The organism is Flavobacterium hankyongi (assembly GCF_036840915.1).
In the GTDB taxonomy this organism is placed as follows: domain Bacteria; phylum Bacteroidota; class Bacteroidia; order Flavobacteriales; family Flavobacteriaceae; genus Flavobacterium; species Flavobacterium hankyongi.
This window is the reverse complement of the sequence record NZ_CP085725.1, coordinates 1,810,842-1,826,200: the sequence shown is the minus strand read 5'-3', so window position 1 is coordinate 1,826,200 and position 15,359 is coordinate 1,810,842. Positions and strand designations below refer to the sequence as shown.

16 protein-coding genes and 1 pseudogene are annotated in these 15,359 nt (G+C 30.6%); 10 read left to right on the top strand and 7 right to left on the bottom strand.

The window, feature by feature from the left end:
- The 3 genes from LJY17_RS08585 to LJY17_RS08575 all read left to right on the top strand — a co-directional run bounded on the left by LJY17_RS08585 (position 1) and on the right by LJY17_RS08575 (position 2,444).
- Positions 1-534, top strand: a complete 534-nt coding sequence (locus LJY17_RS08585) for a GNAT family N-acetyltransferase (protein WP_264543426.1) — start codon at positions 1-3, stop codon at positions 532-534.
- A gap of 10 nt (positions 535-544) precedes the next feature.
- Entirely contained in the window at positions 545-1,567 is a 1,023-nt protein-coding gene (gene mltG, locus LJY17_RS08580; protein ID WP_264543425.1) for an endolytic transglycosylase MltG, read from the top strand.
- A gap of 238 nt (positions 1,568-1,805) precedes the next feature.
- Positions 1,806-2,444 carry a peptidoglycan-binding protein LysM gene (locus LJY17_RS08575; RefSeq protein ID WP_264543424.1) on the top strand — a complete coding sequence of 213 codons (639 nt, stop codon included), beginning with the start codon at positions 1,806-1,808 and terminating at the stop codon, positions 2,442-2,444.
- Here the strand turns inward: LJY17_RS08575 and LJY17_RS08570 are convergent.
- Positions 2,441-3,167, bottom strand: a pseudogene (locus LJY17_RS08570) (SAM-dependent methyltransferase). The gene LJY17_RS08575 and the pseudogene LJY17_RS08570 overlap by 4 nt on opposite strands.
- A gap of 259 nt (positions 3,168-3,426) precedes the next feature.
- Between LJY17_RS08570 and LJY17_RS08565 the strand changes: the two are divergent.
- From LJY17_RS08565 to LJY17_RS08555, 3 genes are all read left to right on the top strand, one after another.
- The gene (locus LJY17_RS08565) at positions 3,427-3,639 is read left to right on the top strand and encodes a hypothetical protein (RefSeq protein WP_264543423.1); all 213 of its coding nucleotides are present in this window, start codon (positions 3,427-3,429) and stop codon (positions 3,637-3,639) included.
- Between the two features lie 94 nt (positions 3,640-3,733).
- Complete coding sequence (locus tag LJY17_RS08560) at positions 3,734-5,293, top strand: vitamin K epoxide reductase family protein (RefSeq protein ID WP_264543422.1); 1,560 nt, start codon at positions 3,734-3,736, stop codon at positions 5,291-5,293.
- A gap of 59 nt (positions 5,294-5,352) precedes the next feature.
- Positions 5,353-6,411, top strand: a complete 1,059-nt coding sequence (locus LJY17_RS08555; protein ID WP_264543421.1) for a TlpA disulfide reductase family protein — start codon at positions 5,353-5,355, stop codon at positions 6,409-6,411.
- Here the strand turns inward: LJY17_RS08555 and LJY17_RS08550 are convergent.
- The gene (locus tag LJY17_RS08550; protein WP_264543420.1) at positions 6,404-6,865 is read right to left on the bottom strand and encodes a low molecular weight protein-tyrosine-phosphatase; all 462 of its coding nucleotides are present in this window, start codon (positions 6,863-6,865) and stop codon (positions 6,404-6,406) included. The two genes, LJY17_RS08555 and LJY17_RS08550, sit on opposite strands and share 8 nt — an antisense overlap.
- A complete protein-coding gene (dnaA, locus tag LJY17_RS08545) occupies positions 6,865-8,292 on the bottom strand; it encodes a chromosomal replication initiator protein DnaA (RefSeq protein WP_264544892.1) in 1,428 nt (475 codons plus the stop codon). Before dnaA ends, LJY17_RS08550 begins: the two co-directional genes overlap by 1 nt.
- 197 nt (positions 8,293-8,489) lie before the next feature.
- Here dnaA and LJY17_RS08540 point away from each other — a divergent pair, with 197 nt between their 5' ends.
- Positions 8,490-8,891, top strand: coding sequence for an acyl-CoA thioesterase (locus LJY17_RS08540; RefSeq protein WP_264543419.1), 402 nt, complete (start codon positions 8,490-8,492; stop codon positions 8,889-8,891).
- On the opposite strand, the gene LJY17_RS08535 is transcribed toward LJY17_RS08540, so the two are convergent.
- From LJY17_RS08535 to ribD, 3 genes are read right to left on the bottom strand one after another with little or no spacing between them, the layout of a single operon-like run.
- Positions 8,888-9,496: an IMPACT family protein gene (locus LJY17_RS08535; RefSeq protein ID WP_264543418.1), complete on the bottom strand. Its 609-nt coding sequence runs from the start codon at positions 9,494-9,496 to the stop codon at positions 8,888-8,890. The two genes, LJY17_RS08540 and LJY17_RS08535, sit on opposite strands and share 4 nt — an antisense overlap.
- 45 nt (positions 9,497-9,541) lie before the next feature.
- Positions 9,542-10,153, bottom strand: coding sequence for an HAD family hydrolase (locus LJY17_RS08530; RefSeq protein ID WP_264543417.1), 612 nt, complete (start codon positions 10,151-10,153; stop codon positions 9,542-9,544).
- Entirely contained in the window at positions 10,146-11,153 is a 1,008-nt protein-coding gene (gene ribD, locus LJY17_RS08525) for a bifunctional diaminohydroxyphosphoribosylaminopyrimidine deaminase/5-amino-6-(5-phosphoribosylamino)uracil reductase RibD (RefSeq protein ID WP_264543416.1), read from the bottom strand. Before ribD ends, LJY17_RS08530 begins: the two co-directional genes overlap by 8 nt.
- A 25-nt stretch (positions 11,154-11,178) precedes the next feature.
- Between ribD and LJY17_RS08520 the strand changes: the two genes are divergently transcribed.
- Together LJY17_RS08520 and prmC are read left to right on the top strand one after the other, a co-directional pair.
- Positions 11,179-11,655, top strand: a complete 477-nt coding sequence (locus LJY17_RS08520) for a GNAT family N-acetyltransferase (protein ID WP_264543415.1) — start codon at positions 11,179-11,181, stop codon at positions 11,653-11,655.
- Positions 11,656-12,510 carry a peptide chain release factor N(5)-glutamine methyltransferase gene (gene prmC / locus LJY17_RS08515; protein WP_264543414.1) on the top strand — a complete coding sequence of 285 codons (855 nt, stop codon included), beginning with the start codon at positions 11,656-11,658 and terminating at the stop codon, positions 12,508-12,510.
- A 3-nt stretch (positions 12,511-12,513) separates the two neighbouring features.
- Here the strand turns inward: prmC and LJY17_RS08510 are convergent, their stop codons facing one another.
- Positions 12,514-13,755, bottom strand: coding sequence for an ABC transporter permease (locus tag LJY17_RS08510; RefSeq protein ID WP_264543413.1), 1,242 nt, complete (start codon positions 13,753-13,755; stop codon positions 12,514-12,516).
- Positions 13,756-13,928: 173 nt separating this feature from the next.
- Between LJY17_RS08510 and hisS the strand changes: the two genes are divergently transcribed.
- A complete protein-coding gene (gene hisS / locus LJY17_RS08505; RefSeq protein WP_264543412.1) occupies positions 13,929-15,353 on the top strand; it encodes a histidine--tRNA ligase in 1,425 nt (474 codons plus the stop codon).
- The last annotated feature ends 6 nt before the right edge of the window (positions 15,354-15,359 follow it).

Sequence of the window (15,359 nt, the reverse complement as noted above, 5' to 3'; positions counted from 1 at the left end):
ATGATAACTTTAAAAGGAGAAAATATATATTTAAGAGCGCTTGAACCCGAAGATCTTGACTTTGTTTTTGCTGTAGAAAATAATGAGGAAATTTGGGAAGTGAGTAACACACAAACTCCATATTCAAGATTTTTAATTCATCAGTATTTAGAAAATGCACATCAGGATATTTACATAGCAAAACAATTGCGTTTAGCTATTTGTAAAAATAATTCTTTTGAAGCGATTGGACTTATTGATTTGTTTGATTTTGATCCCAAAAACAAAAGAGCAGGGGTTGGAATAGTTATACAAAATCAAGTTGATAGAAATCAAGGGGTTGGAAAAGAATCTTTGTCTTTGTTAATAAAATACAGTTTTGCACAGTTAGGACTTCATCAGCTTTTTGCAAATATTGGAGCTGATAATGAACCAAGTTTAAAGCTTTTTACTACATTTGGTTTCCAAAAAATTGGCACTAAAAAGGACTGGACTTTCAATAATCATAAATTTCATGATGAGTACATGTTTCAATTGATAAACACAACCTATTAAATTTAAAGTTTTGAATAAAAAAAGAATAGCAATAGCTGCACTTGTAGCAATTTTGGCAGTAGCCATTTATGCATATATCAATATATTTTCAGCTAATACAAAGTTTGATAAAGATGAGGTGTATGTTTATATACCAACAGGCTCAAAGTATGAAGATGTACTTCAAATTTTAGAACCTTATGTGTCAGATATTAGTAAGTTTAAATTTGTTGCTGAGAAACGGTCTTACGATGAAAATGTATTTCCAGGGCGTTTCTTATTCAAAAAAGGAATGGGAAGTTTTGCACTGGTATCGTCATTACGTCATAATATGCCGCTAAATTTAGCTTTTAACAACCAAGAAAGTCTTGAAAAATTAGTATCTCGTGTTTCTTCTCAAATTGAAGCTGATAGTGTTAGCTTAATGAAATCAATTACCGATTCTGTTTTTATGGAAAAGAATGGATTTAATAAAGAAACTGTACTTGGTATGTTTATACCAAATACTTACGAGCTAAAATGGAATACATCTGCAGATAAGTTTAGAGATAAAATGGCAGATGAGTTTAATCGTTTTTGGAATGATGAACGTAGGACTAAAGCCAAAGCGCTAGGAATGACTCCAGCTCAAGTTATTACTTTGGCTGCAATTGTTCATAAAGAAACTGTAAAAACAGATGAACGTCCAAGAGTCGCTGGGGTTTATTTAAACAGATTAAAGCTTGAAATGCCTTTACAAGCTGATCCTACAGTTATTTATGCTGTAAAAAGAGAAAGTGGTGACTTTAACCAAGTTATAAAAAGAGTAAAAGGGGATATGTTGAGAATTCACTCACCTTATAATACATATGTAAATATAGGATTGCCTCCAGGTCCAATTGCGATGCCTGATATTACAGCAATCGACGCTGTTCTTAATGCCGAAAAACATGATTATGTATATTTTTGTGCAAGTGTAGATAGACAAGGCTATCATGATTTTGCCAGCACTTATGAAGCTCATATGGTAAATGCAAAAAAATATGCAGAGTGGGTCACTAAACTTGGATTATAATTGTTAACAACTATCATAAAAAAAGCCGATTTTAACTAAATCGGCTTTTTTTGTTATAATTTAAAAATCTATAAAATCACTGTAAATCAACGATTTAATTTGCTTTTTGTCTATTTTTTGAAATTATTAACAATGCTTTCAATATTAAAGAGTTACCTTTGCCTCGTAGAAATTTTCTAGTAATGATGGAATTTTCACGTTAATGTACCGTGATTCCTAGCTAGAAGAAATTCATTTTATGACAAAAAAACAGATATTTTATCTCGGATTATTTGCCTCAATCATCACCCTTAGTTCAGGTTTTAGACCTTTCCAAGCAGAATTATTTCCTTGGTTCCATGTTTTTGACAAAGAAATAGTTTACAAAGTACCTACTGAAATAGAAGTGGATCAAACGTATTTTGACGTTCCCTTTACGGGCAAAACTTTTGTTGGTTTTCAACAAAGATTAGCCGTTAGAGAATCTCAAGGGAAATACCATAAGGTTAATACACTTGGGTATTTAGGTAAGTATCAATTTGGTTCTGAAACACTTGAAAGTTTAGATGTAAATGATGAACAGCATTTTCTTGAAAGTAGAAAGCTTCAAGAAAAAGCTTTTATGGCTTATTTAGCACGAAATAAGTGGGAGTTGCGTAAGGAAATAGCAAAGTATACAGGAAGAGTTGTGAGAGGTATAACTATTACAGAATCTGGTATATTAGCAGCAGCACATTTAGGTGGTCCGGGAGCAGTAAAAAAATTCTTGAGAAGTAATGGTCAAAGAAAATTTAAAGACGGTTATGGTACTTCAATAACAGAATATTTAAAAGAATTTGCTGGTTATGATACCAGCTTCATAGAAGCTAATAAGGGAGCTAAGGCTAGAGAGTATTAGTAGTTTTTATGAATTATAAAAATAGAAGGTCGGTTTTGTAAATCGACCTTTTGTTTTTTCCAGTCTTTTACAGCTAATGTTTTTATAAATTCTGTTGGAAGTGTTATGTCACATGCAATACACAAGTTGGTGTTTGGGTGCAATGTGTTTAGAATGTCTTCTAAGAGTTTATTGTTTCGGTAAGGAGTTTCGATAAATAGCTGTGATTGATTTTTCTCAAAAGATATTTTTTCAAAATTTTTTAATGCCGCTTTTTTTTCACTTTTATCAATAGGAAGATAGCCATTGAAAGCAAAACTTTGACCGTTCATTCCAGAAGCCATTACCGCTAATAAAATTGAACTTGGTCCTACAAGCGGAACTACTTGTATGCCTTTTTCATGTGCTAATTTTACAATAACAGCGCCAGGATCAGCTACTCCAGGGCATCCTGCTTCACTCATTAATCCAACATTTAAGCCGCTTAGTAACGGTTTTATGAATTCCTGATGCTCCTGTGCTTCGGTGTGTTTATTTAGTACCGAAATTTTTAAATCAGGTTGTTTTTTCTCGGGATGAACACTTTTTATAAAGCGACGTGCAGTTTTTTTCGTTTTCAACAATATAATAGTCAATAAAATCAATACTCCTTTTTATGGTTTGAGGTAAAACATCTTCAGGATTCATTTCTCCAAGCGTGGTTGGGATTAAATATAGTTTTCCTAAAAAAGTAATTGGTTTCATATAGTTGATTTGTCTTTATAATTCTTGATTCAAAATATCATCATTATGTTTTAATTTATTGGATTAAAGAACTTATGTATAAAGTTAGGCTCCTTAAAAAACAAAAAAACTATAATTGTCTCTTTTAAAACTTCCTCTCTTATTAAAAGAGTTTTAGGTCAAAATTAAATAATTATATTTTAAAATGAAATTTTGTAATATTTTTTTGCTCAATTTGTGTTAATGAAAAGTATTATTGTTAAATAAAATAATTAAACAAATGGATAATAAAATTTTAAGAAATGTTCTTAGTAGAGAAGAAATGAGAGGGGTGATTGGAGGGAAATTACCTAATTTTGAAAATAATTGTCACAGTGATTGCAGTCCTGACGGGGCAAATACTTGTGCTTCAGCTGATTGTCCAAATTCGTATTGTGCGACATATCATTGTGGCCCTTCAAACACGAGAATTCATAGTTGTCAGTACCAATAATGATTTTATGAATAAAATATAGAATTATTTAAACTAGAGATTATTTCAAGAAGAGATAGTCTCTATTTTTCTATTATAACATTTTATAAAAAATATGATTAAAGTATTTAGTTTTCTTTTTCATTTTTTAAAAAAAGAAAATATTGAAATTGATGAGACTGAGTTCTTATTTCAAATGCAATCACATCCTGACTTTCCTTCTTTACTTACTATCTCAGATACTTTGAGTTTTTTTAATATAGAAAATACTGCTATTAGGATTGATTTTCAAGAAATTGAGTTATTGCCCAATAATTTTATTGCTAGTTTGAAAGAGGAAGATAATAGGCCGCGACTTTGTGCAGTTGAAAAGAAAGATAATTTTTATTTACTTTTATGGGATAATGAAGTTTTGAGCGTTTCTAAAGAAGAGTTGCAAAAAAGATGGACTGATATTGTTTTAATAATAAGTGATTCGAAGTCAGAAAGGAATCAACCTCTAAAAAAAGACTTTTCTTTTTTTTTAATCTATGTTTTATGTTTTATTTTATTAATTCAATTTAAAATAGATATAGTTGCTAAATTTTTCTTTATATTTCCATTGTTGGGTGTTTTTTTATCAATAGCCGCTTTAAAAGATTTGTTTGGGGTTGAAAATAATTTAATTAACAACCTGTGTAATATCACTTCATCTTCCAATTGTAGTGAGGTTGTAAATTCTAGCAAATGGAAAATTTTCAGGTATATAAATTTTAGTGATTTAAGCATTGTTTTTTTTGTTAGTCAAATGACAGCATATTTTATCTTTTGTTTTGCTTTAAGTTTAGCTGATTTTTTTTCAATTCAATTTTTTTTACTAACAGGATCTTTTCCTATTATTATTATTTCTTTATTTTATCAAAAATTTGTAGAAAAAAAATGGTGCCCAATATGTGTAATGCTAATTTCCATTCTTTCTTTAGAGTTTTTTTACCTTTTGAGATTTGAAATATTTAGCTTAAGTGTTTCTTTTCAATCAATTTTCTTTTACATAGCATTGGTTTCAATGATAATATTTCTCTGGAAAATAATAAAAAAACAATTGATTGATGTGAAAGAACTTAAAGAATTTCGTTTAAAATCAAATAGATTTCAGAGAAATTATGAAATTTTTAAAAATACATTGGTTTCAAAAGAGAAAAAACTATTACCAGAGAGTCCAATTGTGTTCGGAAATAAAGAGAGTAAAACTCAAATAGCAATCATTACTCATCCATTTTGTAAATTTTGTGAAGAAGCACATGAGATTTTGGAACAAATATTGTTAAAGTATCACGACCATATACAAATACAAGTTATATTTAAAGTAGATTTTGAAAATTCAGATGAAAAAGCAAAATTGTTTTTCAAAAAATTATTGGGTATATATTTTTCTAAAGGAAAACAAGAGTTTAGAAAAGCAATAAAATATTGGTATAAGTTTAAAAGTATTGAAAAATGGACTAGTGAAAGTTTGATTGTGGAAGATTTTGATAAAATGGACGATTTATTAATAAAACAGAATGAATGGTGTTCAGTTAACAATGTCAATTATACTCCTGCTATTTTTGTTAATGGATATGAATATCCTAAATTGTATGAAAGAGAAAATTTAGAGTTTTTTATAAATGAATTAATTGAAGATTCATCGTTTTAAAGTATGGTGCGTTATTAAATGTATCTATAATTTAGAAAATTTTAATCAGAATAGAAATTATGAAACTGATTTTTAAAACACTGTTTATCCTTTTTTTTATAAATAATTCATTAGGTCAAACTAGTAAGTATAATTTTACATTGGATTGTTTTTTGAAAAATGATTTAGAAGGTTATATGTTTGTTGAATATGAAGGAAAGCTTGATAGTTGTTTAATTGTAAATAATAACTTCTCATTTGAGGGGTTAATTGATAAAGATATTGTGAGGGCTGTTTTTTACTTAAAAGATAAGCCATCGAATGTTTTTGGGGTTTATTTGGAAAAAAAACAGATAAAATTAGAGTTGTCTGTAGAAGATAGATTAATGAATAACGGAAGTAAGCTTTCTTTTTTTAAATTACTATCAATACATGGAACTGAAACAGCAAAGATTGAAGATGAATACAATGAAATTTGGCAAAAATATTTATTTGATAAGACTAAAGATTATAGACCAAATTTGTATAGAAAACTAGATGAGATAGTTGTAAATCACCCAAAAAATCCTTTAGGTGTAGATTTATTGAGTAGTTTAACTAGGCAAAAAGATACAGATAAGAACATTTTAAAATCTATATATGTTAAAATTGATAAAAGTATAGCTTCAGAATCCACAATTAAGTTTATTGAACAAGATTTATATCCTGAAAACTTTATTAAGATTGATGATTTAGTTTTTGATTTTGAATTACCTGATGATAAAGGAAAGATATTTAATACAAAAGATCTTAAAGGGAAATGGTATTTGTTAGACTTTTGGGCTAGTTGGTGTGAGCCTTGTAGAAAACAAATGCCTAGTTTGAAAAAAGTTTATAGTTTATATAAAAATAGAAATTTTGAGATTTTAGGAATTTCAATAGATAAAAATAAAAGTAATTGGATTAACGCTTTAAAAAAAGAGAATGTTGATTGGATTAATGTTATAGAAAACAAAGAGTTTCTGGGTGAAGTTGTGAAAAAATATCATATTAATTCAATTCCTTCAAATGTTTTGATAAATAATTATGGGAAAGTTATTGCGAAAAATATTGATTTAGATCAATTAGAAGTGATTTTGAAAAACATTAAGGTTAATTGATATTTTTTAATTTTACTGCAATTATTTCGCAGGCTTCATCAAGCATATCGTATACTTTTTCAAAGCCATCTTGACCTCCATAGTATGGGTCTGGTACATCTACTCGTTCACCTGGAAAAATTTCTTCTAAAATGAGTTGAATTTTGTTTTTATGATTTTCGTTTTCTGCAAGCGAAACAACATCTTTAAAATTCTGGTTGTCCATTACATAAATATAGTCAAAATTATCAAAATCAGACTTTTGAAATTTTCTGGCTTTTTGATGAGTAATGTCAATGCCTCTGTTTTTTGCTGTAAGAATTGAGCGTTTGTCAGGTTGTTCGCCCGAATGCCATCCGCCAGTTCCAGCAGAATCAACAATATATTCTTTTGATAACTTTGAACGTAAAATACCTTCAGCCAGTGGGGAACGGCAAATATTCCCCAAACAGACCATAAGAATTTTTTTAGGCATTATAAAGAAAGTTTCTTGTTGATATCGTCAACAAATTTTTTGAACTGCTTATCTGTAGTCACTAAGTTGTCAACCGTTTTGCAAGCGTGTAAAACAGTGGCGTGATCTCTATCTCCAATTTGTGAACCAATATTGGCTAAAGACGCTTTAGTGTATTTTTTTGCAAAGAACATAGCTAGCTGGCGTGCTTGCACCACGTGACGTTTTCTAGTTTGTGATTGTAATGTGTCAACATCTAACTGGAAATAATCAGAAACTACTTTTTGAATGTAGTCAATAGATATTTCACGTTTCACATTTTTAACAAACTTCTCAACTACTTGCTTCGCTAAGTCAATTGTAACTTCTTTTTTATTAAAAGATGATTGAGCAATTAAGGAAATAATAGCACCCTCAAGTTCTCTAACATTACTTTTTATATTACGAGCTACATATTCGATGATTTCTTCAGGCATTTCAACCCCATCACGGAATAAGATGTTTTTCAAGATTGATACTCTTGTTTCATAATCTGGTTGGTGTAATTCAGCAGATAGTCCCCATTTAAAACGAGATAATAAACGTTGTTCAATATCTTGCATGTCAACAGGAGCTTTGTCTGATGTTAAAATTACCTGTTTCCCATTTTGGTGTAAATGGTTGAATATATGGAAGAATACATCTTGAGTTCCTGTTTTTCCGGAAAGGAATTGAACGTCATCAATGATTAACACATCTATCAATTGATAAAAGTGAATGAAATCATTTCGAGTATTTTTTTTAACTGAATCTATATATTGTTGCGTGAAAATTTCTGCAGAAATATATAAAACGGTTTTGTCTGGGTATTTGTCTTTAATTTCAACACCAATGGCATGTGCCAAATGTGTTTTTCCTAGTCCAACACCGCCGAAAATTAGTAGTGGATTGAATGAAGTTCCTCCTGGCTTATTTGCTACAGCCATACCCGCTGATCTTGCTAAACGGTTTGAGTCTCCTTCAAGGAAATTTTCAAAACTGTAGTTGGCATTTAATTGCGATTCGATTTTAATATTTCGAATTCCAGGTATGATAAAAGGGTTTTTTAATTCTGGATTTTTTTGTTGAACAGGAACATCAATTTCCTGAGTTTTTACAGCAGGTCTATTGTTACTTGGTATTTGCTCTGTGAATGGAAGTTTGTTTCCATAAGTGTTCTCCATTTTAATTTTATAGAGTAACTTAGCGTTTTTTCCAAGCTCTTTTTGTAATGCAACTTTTAATAATTTAACATAGTGTTCTTCTAGCCATTCATAGAAGAATTTACTAGGTACTTGAATATAAAGTGCGTTGTCTGTAAGCTCTACTGACTTGATTGGTTCAAACCAAGTTTTGTATGCTTGCTCTTGAATATTATCTTTTATGAAAGACAGACAATTCTCCCAGACTGATTCCGCAGTTTTATTCATTGTATGCATCTAAAATGTTAATTTTTAAAAGATTAAACTTGTTAATTTTGGTACAAGTTTTAGGGTTGATTGGGATAGCAAATATGCCTCATAAAATTCTTAAAAAAAAATTTTTTTGATGTTGATTTTATAAAAAAAATGTTGTAAAGCGTTTTATTGGGGTTAACAGAGTGTTAATTTTTTTTAAAGAAAGAGTGATGAAATTTTATGATTTAAATGTGCGAGTAAGATATGCAGAAACCGATCAGATGGGTGTTGTTTATCATGGTAATTATGTGCAGTATTTTGAAATGGGTAGGGTGGAATGGCTTAGAAATCTTGGAGTTACCTATAAATCAATGGAAGAAAATGGAGTTATGCTTCCTGTAGTTTCATTGACTATGAATTATAAAAGACCTGCACGATATGATGATGAGTTAACAGTGCGAACTATTTTTAAAAGTCAGCAATCGGTTAAAATAGAATTCGATTATGAAATCTATAATCAATCAAATGAGTTATTAACAACAGGTAGTTCAATTTTGGTTTTTGTAGATGTTAAAACGGGGCGTCCAATTTTACCTCCAGACTATATTAAAGAGTTATTAGTAAAAGTTTAAAATTCTTTAATTTCTACTTCAAATAAATTAGTAAAAATGTCGAAAATCATTTCGGCATTTTTTTTACGTGTGCTGATTTCTATTTGACAATTCTCTTCCATTTTTTGAGAAATAATGTTAAGATTCTTTTCTTTTATAACCCTCATTACTTTATTCATGTTTTTGTAATCGAAAGTTATGTTGAAATGAATGTCTATTGTCTTCTCAATTATGTTAGACGATTCCAAAGCTAGTTTTGCGCCTTCTCGATAAGCCGAAATCAAACCTCCAACACCAAGTTTTATTCCGCCAAAATAACGAACAACTACAATTAATATGTTTGTAACGTCAAAAGATTGTATTTGGCCATAAATGGGCATGCCGGCACTATTGTTGGGTTCTCCGTCATCGTTAGCTCGGTATTGTATTTTTGTTGTGCCAAGTTGCCAAGCATAGCACCAATGACGTGCAGAGAAATGTTCTTTTTTTAAACGTTCGATATGGGTTTTCGCTTCTTCCTCTGAAGAAATAGGGAATGCATAACCATAAAACTTACTGTTTTTTTCTTTAAACAGTACTTCGGGTGAAGCTTCTTCTATTGTTTTATATGTATCGGTAGTACTCAATGTAGCAATTTGAGTACAAAAATAGTGTTTTAATAAAATCTGTAATTATGAAAAAGGAAGTTCTTTTTTAGAAAAAAGATCGGTTACATCTTCCTTGCCTACTTCTAAATTCCAAACATGCATACCTAATGAAGCAGCTATGTCAGTGTTTGTTTTTTTATCATCAATAAATAAAGTGCGTTTAGGAGCTAGTTCGTGTTTTTTAATGATAAAATTAAAAGCCTCAGGCTCTGGTTTTCGATGTCCTATTTCAAAAGAAAAGTAAATTTTTTCGAAGCATTGATAAAATTCACGGGCAAAAGTCATTCCTACTCGATGTTCAAATTTTGCAATATGAATCTCGTCGGTATTACTTAAAAGAAATAAACGGTATTTATGCGATAATTTTTGAAGGAACTCTAATCGTGATAATGGGAAGTCAATTAAAACTGAATTCCAAGCAGTTCTTATGTCATCAATTGAAGCGTTAGGCATGAGCTTTTTCATTTCAATCATGAATTGAACTTCGGAGATTTTCCCTTTTTCAAACAGTTGATTAATCTTATCTATTTCTTCGTTCCAAGATTGTAATCCAAGTTTTTTTAACGCTTCTAATGATGCGTTTTTGTCTAAATCCATGAACACATCTCCAAAATCGAAAATAATAGTATTAATCATAATTCGTAAAAATTAAAAGTTCATCACTTATTATTTTTTTGCTTTCGCTAATTTTTCTTGAAATTTTTGGAGCCTTGGTTCCTTCAGAAAAAAAAGAAAGACCCTTAAAAACTCTTGCTTCGTCCCAAAGTCGAGCATCAATAAAAGTTTGTAAAGTTTGGCTTCCTCCTTCAATGATTACCGACTGAATTTCTTTTTCATACAAGTAGTTACAAATTTGATTTGCAATATTTTTAGAAAAATCAATTTCATTCTCAGTAATCAAAATGGTAAGAGCCGAATTATCAAATATAGCACTTTCTTTTGGAATTCTGTTTTTTTTGTCTAAAACTATTCTTACAGGTTGGTTGCCTTTCCAGTCTCTAGCTGTTAAGCTAGGATTGTCGTCAATTATGGTTTGCGTTCCTGCTAAAATTCCTTGTTCTTCGGTACGCCATTTATGGACTAATTGGCGAGAATATTTATTAGTAATCCAAACGGGTTTTTTATCTTCTTTAGTTTTAGGAGCTATAAAACCATCTTTCGTTTCTGCCCATTTTAAAATTATGTAGGGGCGTTTTTTGTTGTGAAATGTGAAAAAACGTTTGTTTAGTTCATTGCATTCTTCTTCTAAAACGCCAACAGTTACATTGGCCCCAGATTCGATTAATTTTTTAACTCCATTACCTGATACTTTTGCAAAGGGATCAATTGTGCCAATCACCACATTTGGTATTTTGTGATGAATTATTAAATCGGAACAAGGTGGTGTTTTTCCAAAATGACTACATGGTTCTAAACTTACATAAATCGTAGATTTAGATAACAATGATTTATCCTTAACGGAATTGATGGCGTTTACTTCAGCATGGGCTTCTCCTGCTTTTTTGTGCCAACCTTCCCCAATTATTTTTCCGTCATATAGAATTACACTTCCTACTAAAGGATTTGGATAGGTTGTGCCCAGTCCATTTTTAGCTAATTCAATACAACGCGATATGTATTTTTGATGTATCTTCACATCACAAAAATAAGCTTTTAATTTTATGTTGATTCGAGAAATACAAGCACAAGACAATATTCAAGTAGCCAAAGTTGTTCGAACAGTTTTGGAAGAATTTAATGTACCAAAAGTAGGGACAGCTTATGCAGATCCTGAGCTTGATAAAATGTATGAAGCATATCAAAAGTCAAACTCTGCTTATTTTGTTGTAGAAAATGAAGATAGAATTGTAGGTGTTGCTGGAATTTCTCCTCTTGCAAATGGTAATCCCGAGGTTTGCGAATTGCAAAAAATGTATTTTCTTCCAGAAACCAGAGGTTTAGGGATTGGTACACAAATGATGGAGGTGTGTTTAACAAAGGCTAAAGAATTTGGTTTTAAACAATGTTATTTAGAAACCATGCCCTACATGGAAGCTGCTCAAAAATTATATAAAAAATCTGGATTCGAATATTTAGATGAACCTATGGGCTGTACAGGACATTCGGCTTGTCCAGTTTGGATGATTAAAAGTTTATAAATGTATTTAAAAGAATATAAAATTCAATTTACTAAAGAGTTGTCGTCGATTTATGATGAGCACGAAATAGATAGTTTTTTTTACATACTGCTTGATGCTTTTCATGGGATGAAAAGGGTTGATTTAGCTATAAATCATAATATGGAATTAGACACCATGCAATTATTGCAATGGGAAACAGTTTTGTCTCAACTTGTAGAGGAAAAACCCATACAATATATATTAGGAGAAACCGAGTTTTATGGTTTACCGTTTTATGTGAATGAAAATACATTAATTCCGAGGCCAGAAACAGAAGAATTAGTCGATTGGATTATTAAAGAGACAAAGGATAAAAGTCAAAATTCGAAAGTGAGAATTTTGGACATAGGAACGGGAACAGGTTGTATTGCTATTTCTTTAGCAAAGAATTTAACTAATGCAGAAGTATATGCTTTAGATGTTTCAGAAAAAGCATTGGTGATAGCTGCTAAAAATGCTAACAGAAACAATGTTGAAATTACTTTTCTTAACCAAAGTGTTTTAGAAACCAATGACCTTGAACAGAAATTTGATATTATAGTTTCTAATCCGCCGTATGTTCGTAATCTTGAAAAACAGGAAATCAAGAAAAATGTATTAGACTTCGAACCACATTTAGCGCTATTCGTTGAAGATAATGACGCTCTATTGTTTTATCGAAAGATAACAGAATTGGCTCAAAAAAATCTATCAGAAAAGGGAATGTTATTCTTTGAAATCAATCAGTACTTGGGGAAAGAAATGTTTGCTCTACTAGAAAACAATAATTTTTTAAATATCGAACTTCGAAAAGATATTTACGGCAATGACCGAATGATTAAAGGTGAAATATAACCGTTATTCGTATCTTAACGCTTCGATAGGGTCTAGTTTTGCAGCTTTTAGCGCCGGATACAATCCTGAAATTATTGCTACAATGAAACATACCAAAAATGCAGAAGTTATAGCTAACCAAGGAATCACAAATTTAAAATCTAATAGAGAAGCGAACCCAAAACCAATTAATATTCCTAAAATGGTTCCTACCAATCCACCCAATTGACCAATTACTAAAGTTTCCATAAAGAATTGCATGGCAATAGTACTTCTTTTGGCACCTAAAGCTTTTCTGGTTCCTATTTCACGAGTTCTTTCGGTTACAGATACCAACATGATATTCATTAAAGCAATAGTAGAACCAAAAATGGTAATAACACCAATTACCCAAGCAGAAATTCCTAAATATTGTGTTATTCCTAAAATTTTATTTATCAAATCATCGCTTCTGGAAACACCAAAGTTTTGATCTTCAATCGGACTCAATTTACGAACCTTACGCATTGCGATAATGGCATTATCAACGGCTTCATCAAGTAACTCTTTTTTTTCAATCATTACACTTGTTGAGTAATTGATATTAGGAGCTGTAAAAAGTGTTCTTGCTACTTGAATTGGAATTAAAACTCGTAAATCTTGGCTGTTTCCAAACGTTGATCCTTTTTCCTTTAAAACACCAATCACTTTAAATTTAGCACCTCTTATTGAAATTGTTTTGTCAATAGGATTTACATCAGCTAGAAGTTCTTTTTCAAAATCAGCACCAAGGATACATACATAATTGTTATTTTCAATATCGAAACCTGTAAAATTTCGCCCTTTAACAACTTCTAAACCTGAATTAACGGTATAATAATCGTCAACTCCTAAAACAGAAACTTCAGGATCTGTTTTTTTGCTTTCAAATTTAACCTCGGCATTTGAAGTGGCGGTAAAAGATAAAGAGGTATGTGCAGATGGAAAGTTGAAGTTTTTTTTGAAAGCAACAGCCTCAGGATACGAGATAATAGGATTAATCTTTTTTAATTCTCTATTGCCTTCTGTACGGGTTAAATTATCATATTGATTTAAAGTAAAAGTATTAGATCCCATAGAGGCAAAATCTTTAGAAAGTGTATTCTCAAGTGCCGAAACCACTGTTAAAATACCAACAAGTGCCATAATACCAATACCAATAATAAGTACTGTTAAAACCGTGCGAAGCAATTGTGTTCTTATAGAACCTAATGCAATCTTAACATTTTCTCTAAACAATCCTACCATAGCTAATGAGTAACTAAAATACGTTTTTTGTTACAATTCCGATTAAAATTTTACTATTCTTCTAAAATGTAAGATATTTGCGAGTAAAATTAGAAGTTAGAAATGAGAGTTGCTTTACTTTTTTCTTGTTCTAACTAAAATAATTTATAATTCATAACTCATAATTTTAAAAAATGGCTCAAAAACCAAGTATTCCTAAAGGAACAAGAGATTTTTCTCCTATTGAAGTGGCAAAACGTAATTATATTTTTAATACAATGCGTTCTCATTTTGAAAGATTTGGTTATCAGCCTATCGAAACTCCTACATTTGAAAATTCAGAAACCTTAATTGGAAAATATGGAGAAGAAGGGGATCGATTAATTTTTAAGATTTTGAATTCGGGAAATTATTTTTTTAATAAACAGAAAATAGAATTACCTAAATCTATAGAATCATTGCAAATAAATTCAGCAGAAACAATCTCGGTTGAAGAGTTAATAGAATTAAATCAATTTACTAATAAAATTTCAGAAAAAGCACTTCGCTACGATTTAACAGTCCCTTTTGCTCGTTATGTGGTTCAACATCAAAATGAAATTGAATTTCCTTTTAAACGTTATCAAATTCAACCAGTATGGCGTGCTGATAGACCTCAAAAAGGACGTTTTAGAGAGTTTTATCAGTGTGATGCTGATGTGGTTGGTTCAACTTCATTGTGGCAGGAAGTTGAATTAGTACAATTGTACGATTCGGTTTTTTCTGATTTGGGATTAAAAGGAGTAACTGTAAAAATTAATAATCGTAAAATTTTGTCTGGTATTGCTGAGGTTATTGGTGCATCTGATAAGCTTATTGACTTTACTGTTGCGCTTGATAAATTAGATAAGATTGGTGAAGAAGGCGTGAAAAAAGAAATGCTTGAAAAAGGTATTTCGGAAGAAGCAATTTCTAAAGTACAACCGTTGTTTAATTTTACTGGAACAATAACTGAGAAGTTAGAAAAACTTGCTCAATTATTATCTACTTCAGAAGAAGGACTAAAAGGAGTAGAGGAGTTACGTTTTATTTGCGAAAATGTTTTAGAGATTGGATTAAAAGAGTCAAAACTAGATTTGGATGTGACTTTAGCCAGAGGACTAAATTACTATACTGGAGCTATTTTTGAAGTAGGTGCGCCAGAAGGAGTATCAATGGGATCTATTGGAGGAGGAGGTCGTTATGATGATTTAACCGGTATTTTTGGTCTAAAAAACATGAGTGGAGTAGGTATTTCATTCGGTTTAGATAGAATTTATTTGGTTGTAGAAGAATTAGGATTGTTTCCAGAAACAGTGACTTCAACTTCAAAAGCTATTTTCTTGAATTTAGGAGAAACCGAAGCTAAATTTTCAATGAAAGCCATTGCAAAACTTCGTAACGAAGAAATTAAAGTAGAGTTATATCCTGATGCAGCAAAAATTGGGAAACAATTTCAATATGCCGATAAACGAGGAATCCCTTACGCAATTATTGTAGGAGGAGAAGAAGTTCAAAATAATGTTTATAATATTAAGAATCTAACTTCTGGTGAACAGCAAACAGTAGATTTAGAATCTTTAAAAGACATTTTAAAATAGAAAAAA

Bases quoted from the DNA above. Each gene is read 5' to 3' on its own strand.
- LJY17_RS08585 (WP_264543426.1), top strand. From the start codon at position 1: ATGATAACTTTAAAAGGAGAAAATATATATTTAAGAGCGCTTGAACCC.
- LJY17_RS08575 (WP_264543424.1), top strand. From the start codon at position 1,806: ATGACAAAAAAACAGATATTTTATCTCGGATTATTTGCCTCAATCATC.
- LJY17_RS08565 (WP_264543423.1), top strand. From the start codon at position 3,427: ATGGATAATAAAATTTTAAGAAATGTTCTTAGTAGAGAAGAAATGAGA.
- LJY17_RS08560 (WP_264543422.1), top strand. From the start codon at position 3,734: ATGATTAAAGTATTTAGTTTTCTTTTTCATTTTTTAAAAAAAGAAAAT.
- LJY17_RS08555 (WP_264543421.1), top strand. From the start codon at position 5,353: ATGAAACTGATTTTTAAAACACTGTTTATCCTTTTTTTTATAAATAAT.
- LJY17_RS08550 (WP_264543420.1), bottom strand. From the start codon at position 6,865: ATGCCTAAAAAAATTCTTATGGTCTGTTTGGGGAATATTTGCCGTTCC.
- dnaA (WP_264544892.1), bottom strand. From the start codon at position 8,292: ATGAATAAAACTGCGGAATCAGTCTGGGAGAATTGTCTGTCTTTCATA.
- LJY17_RS08540 (WP_264543419.1), top strand. From the start codon at position 8,490: ATGAAATTTTATGATTTAAATGTGCGAGTAAGATATGCAGAAACCGAT.
- LJY17_RS08530 (WP_264543417.1), bottom strand. From the start codon at position 10,153: ATGATTAATACTATTATTTTCGATTTTGGAGATGTGTTCATGGATTTA.
- LJY17_RS08520 (WP_264543415.1), top strand. From the start codon at position 11,179: ATGTTGATTCGAGAAATACAAGCACAAGACAATATTCAAGTAGCCAAA.
- prmC (WP_264543414.1), top strand. From the start codon at position 11,656: ATGTATTTAAAAGAATATAAAATTCAATTTACTAAAGAGTTGTCGTCG.
- LJY17_RS08510 (WP_264543413.1), bottom strand. From the start codon at position 13,755: ATGGTAGGATTGTTTAGAGAAAATGTTAAGATTGCATTAGGTTCTATA.
- hisS (WP_264543412.1), top strand. From the start codon at position 13,929: ATGGCTCAAAAACCAAGTATTCCTAAAGGAACAAGAGATTTTTCTCCT.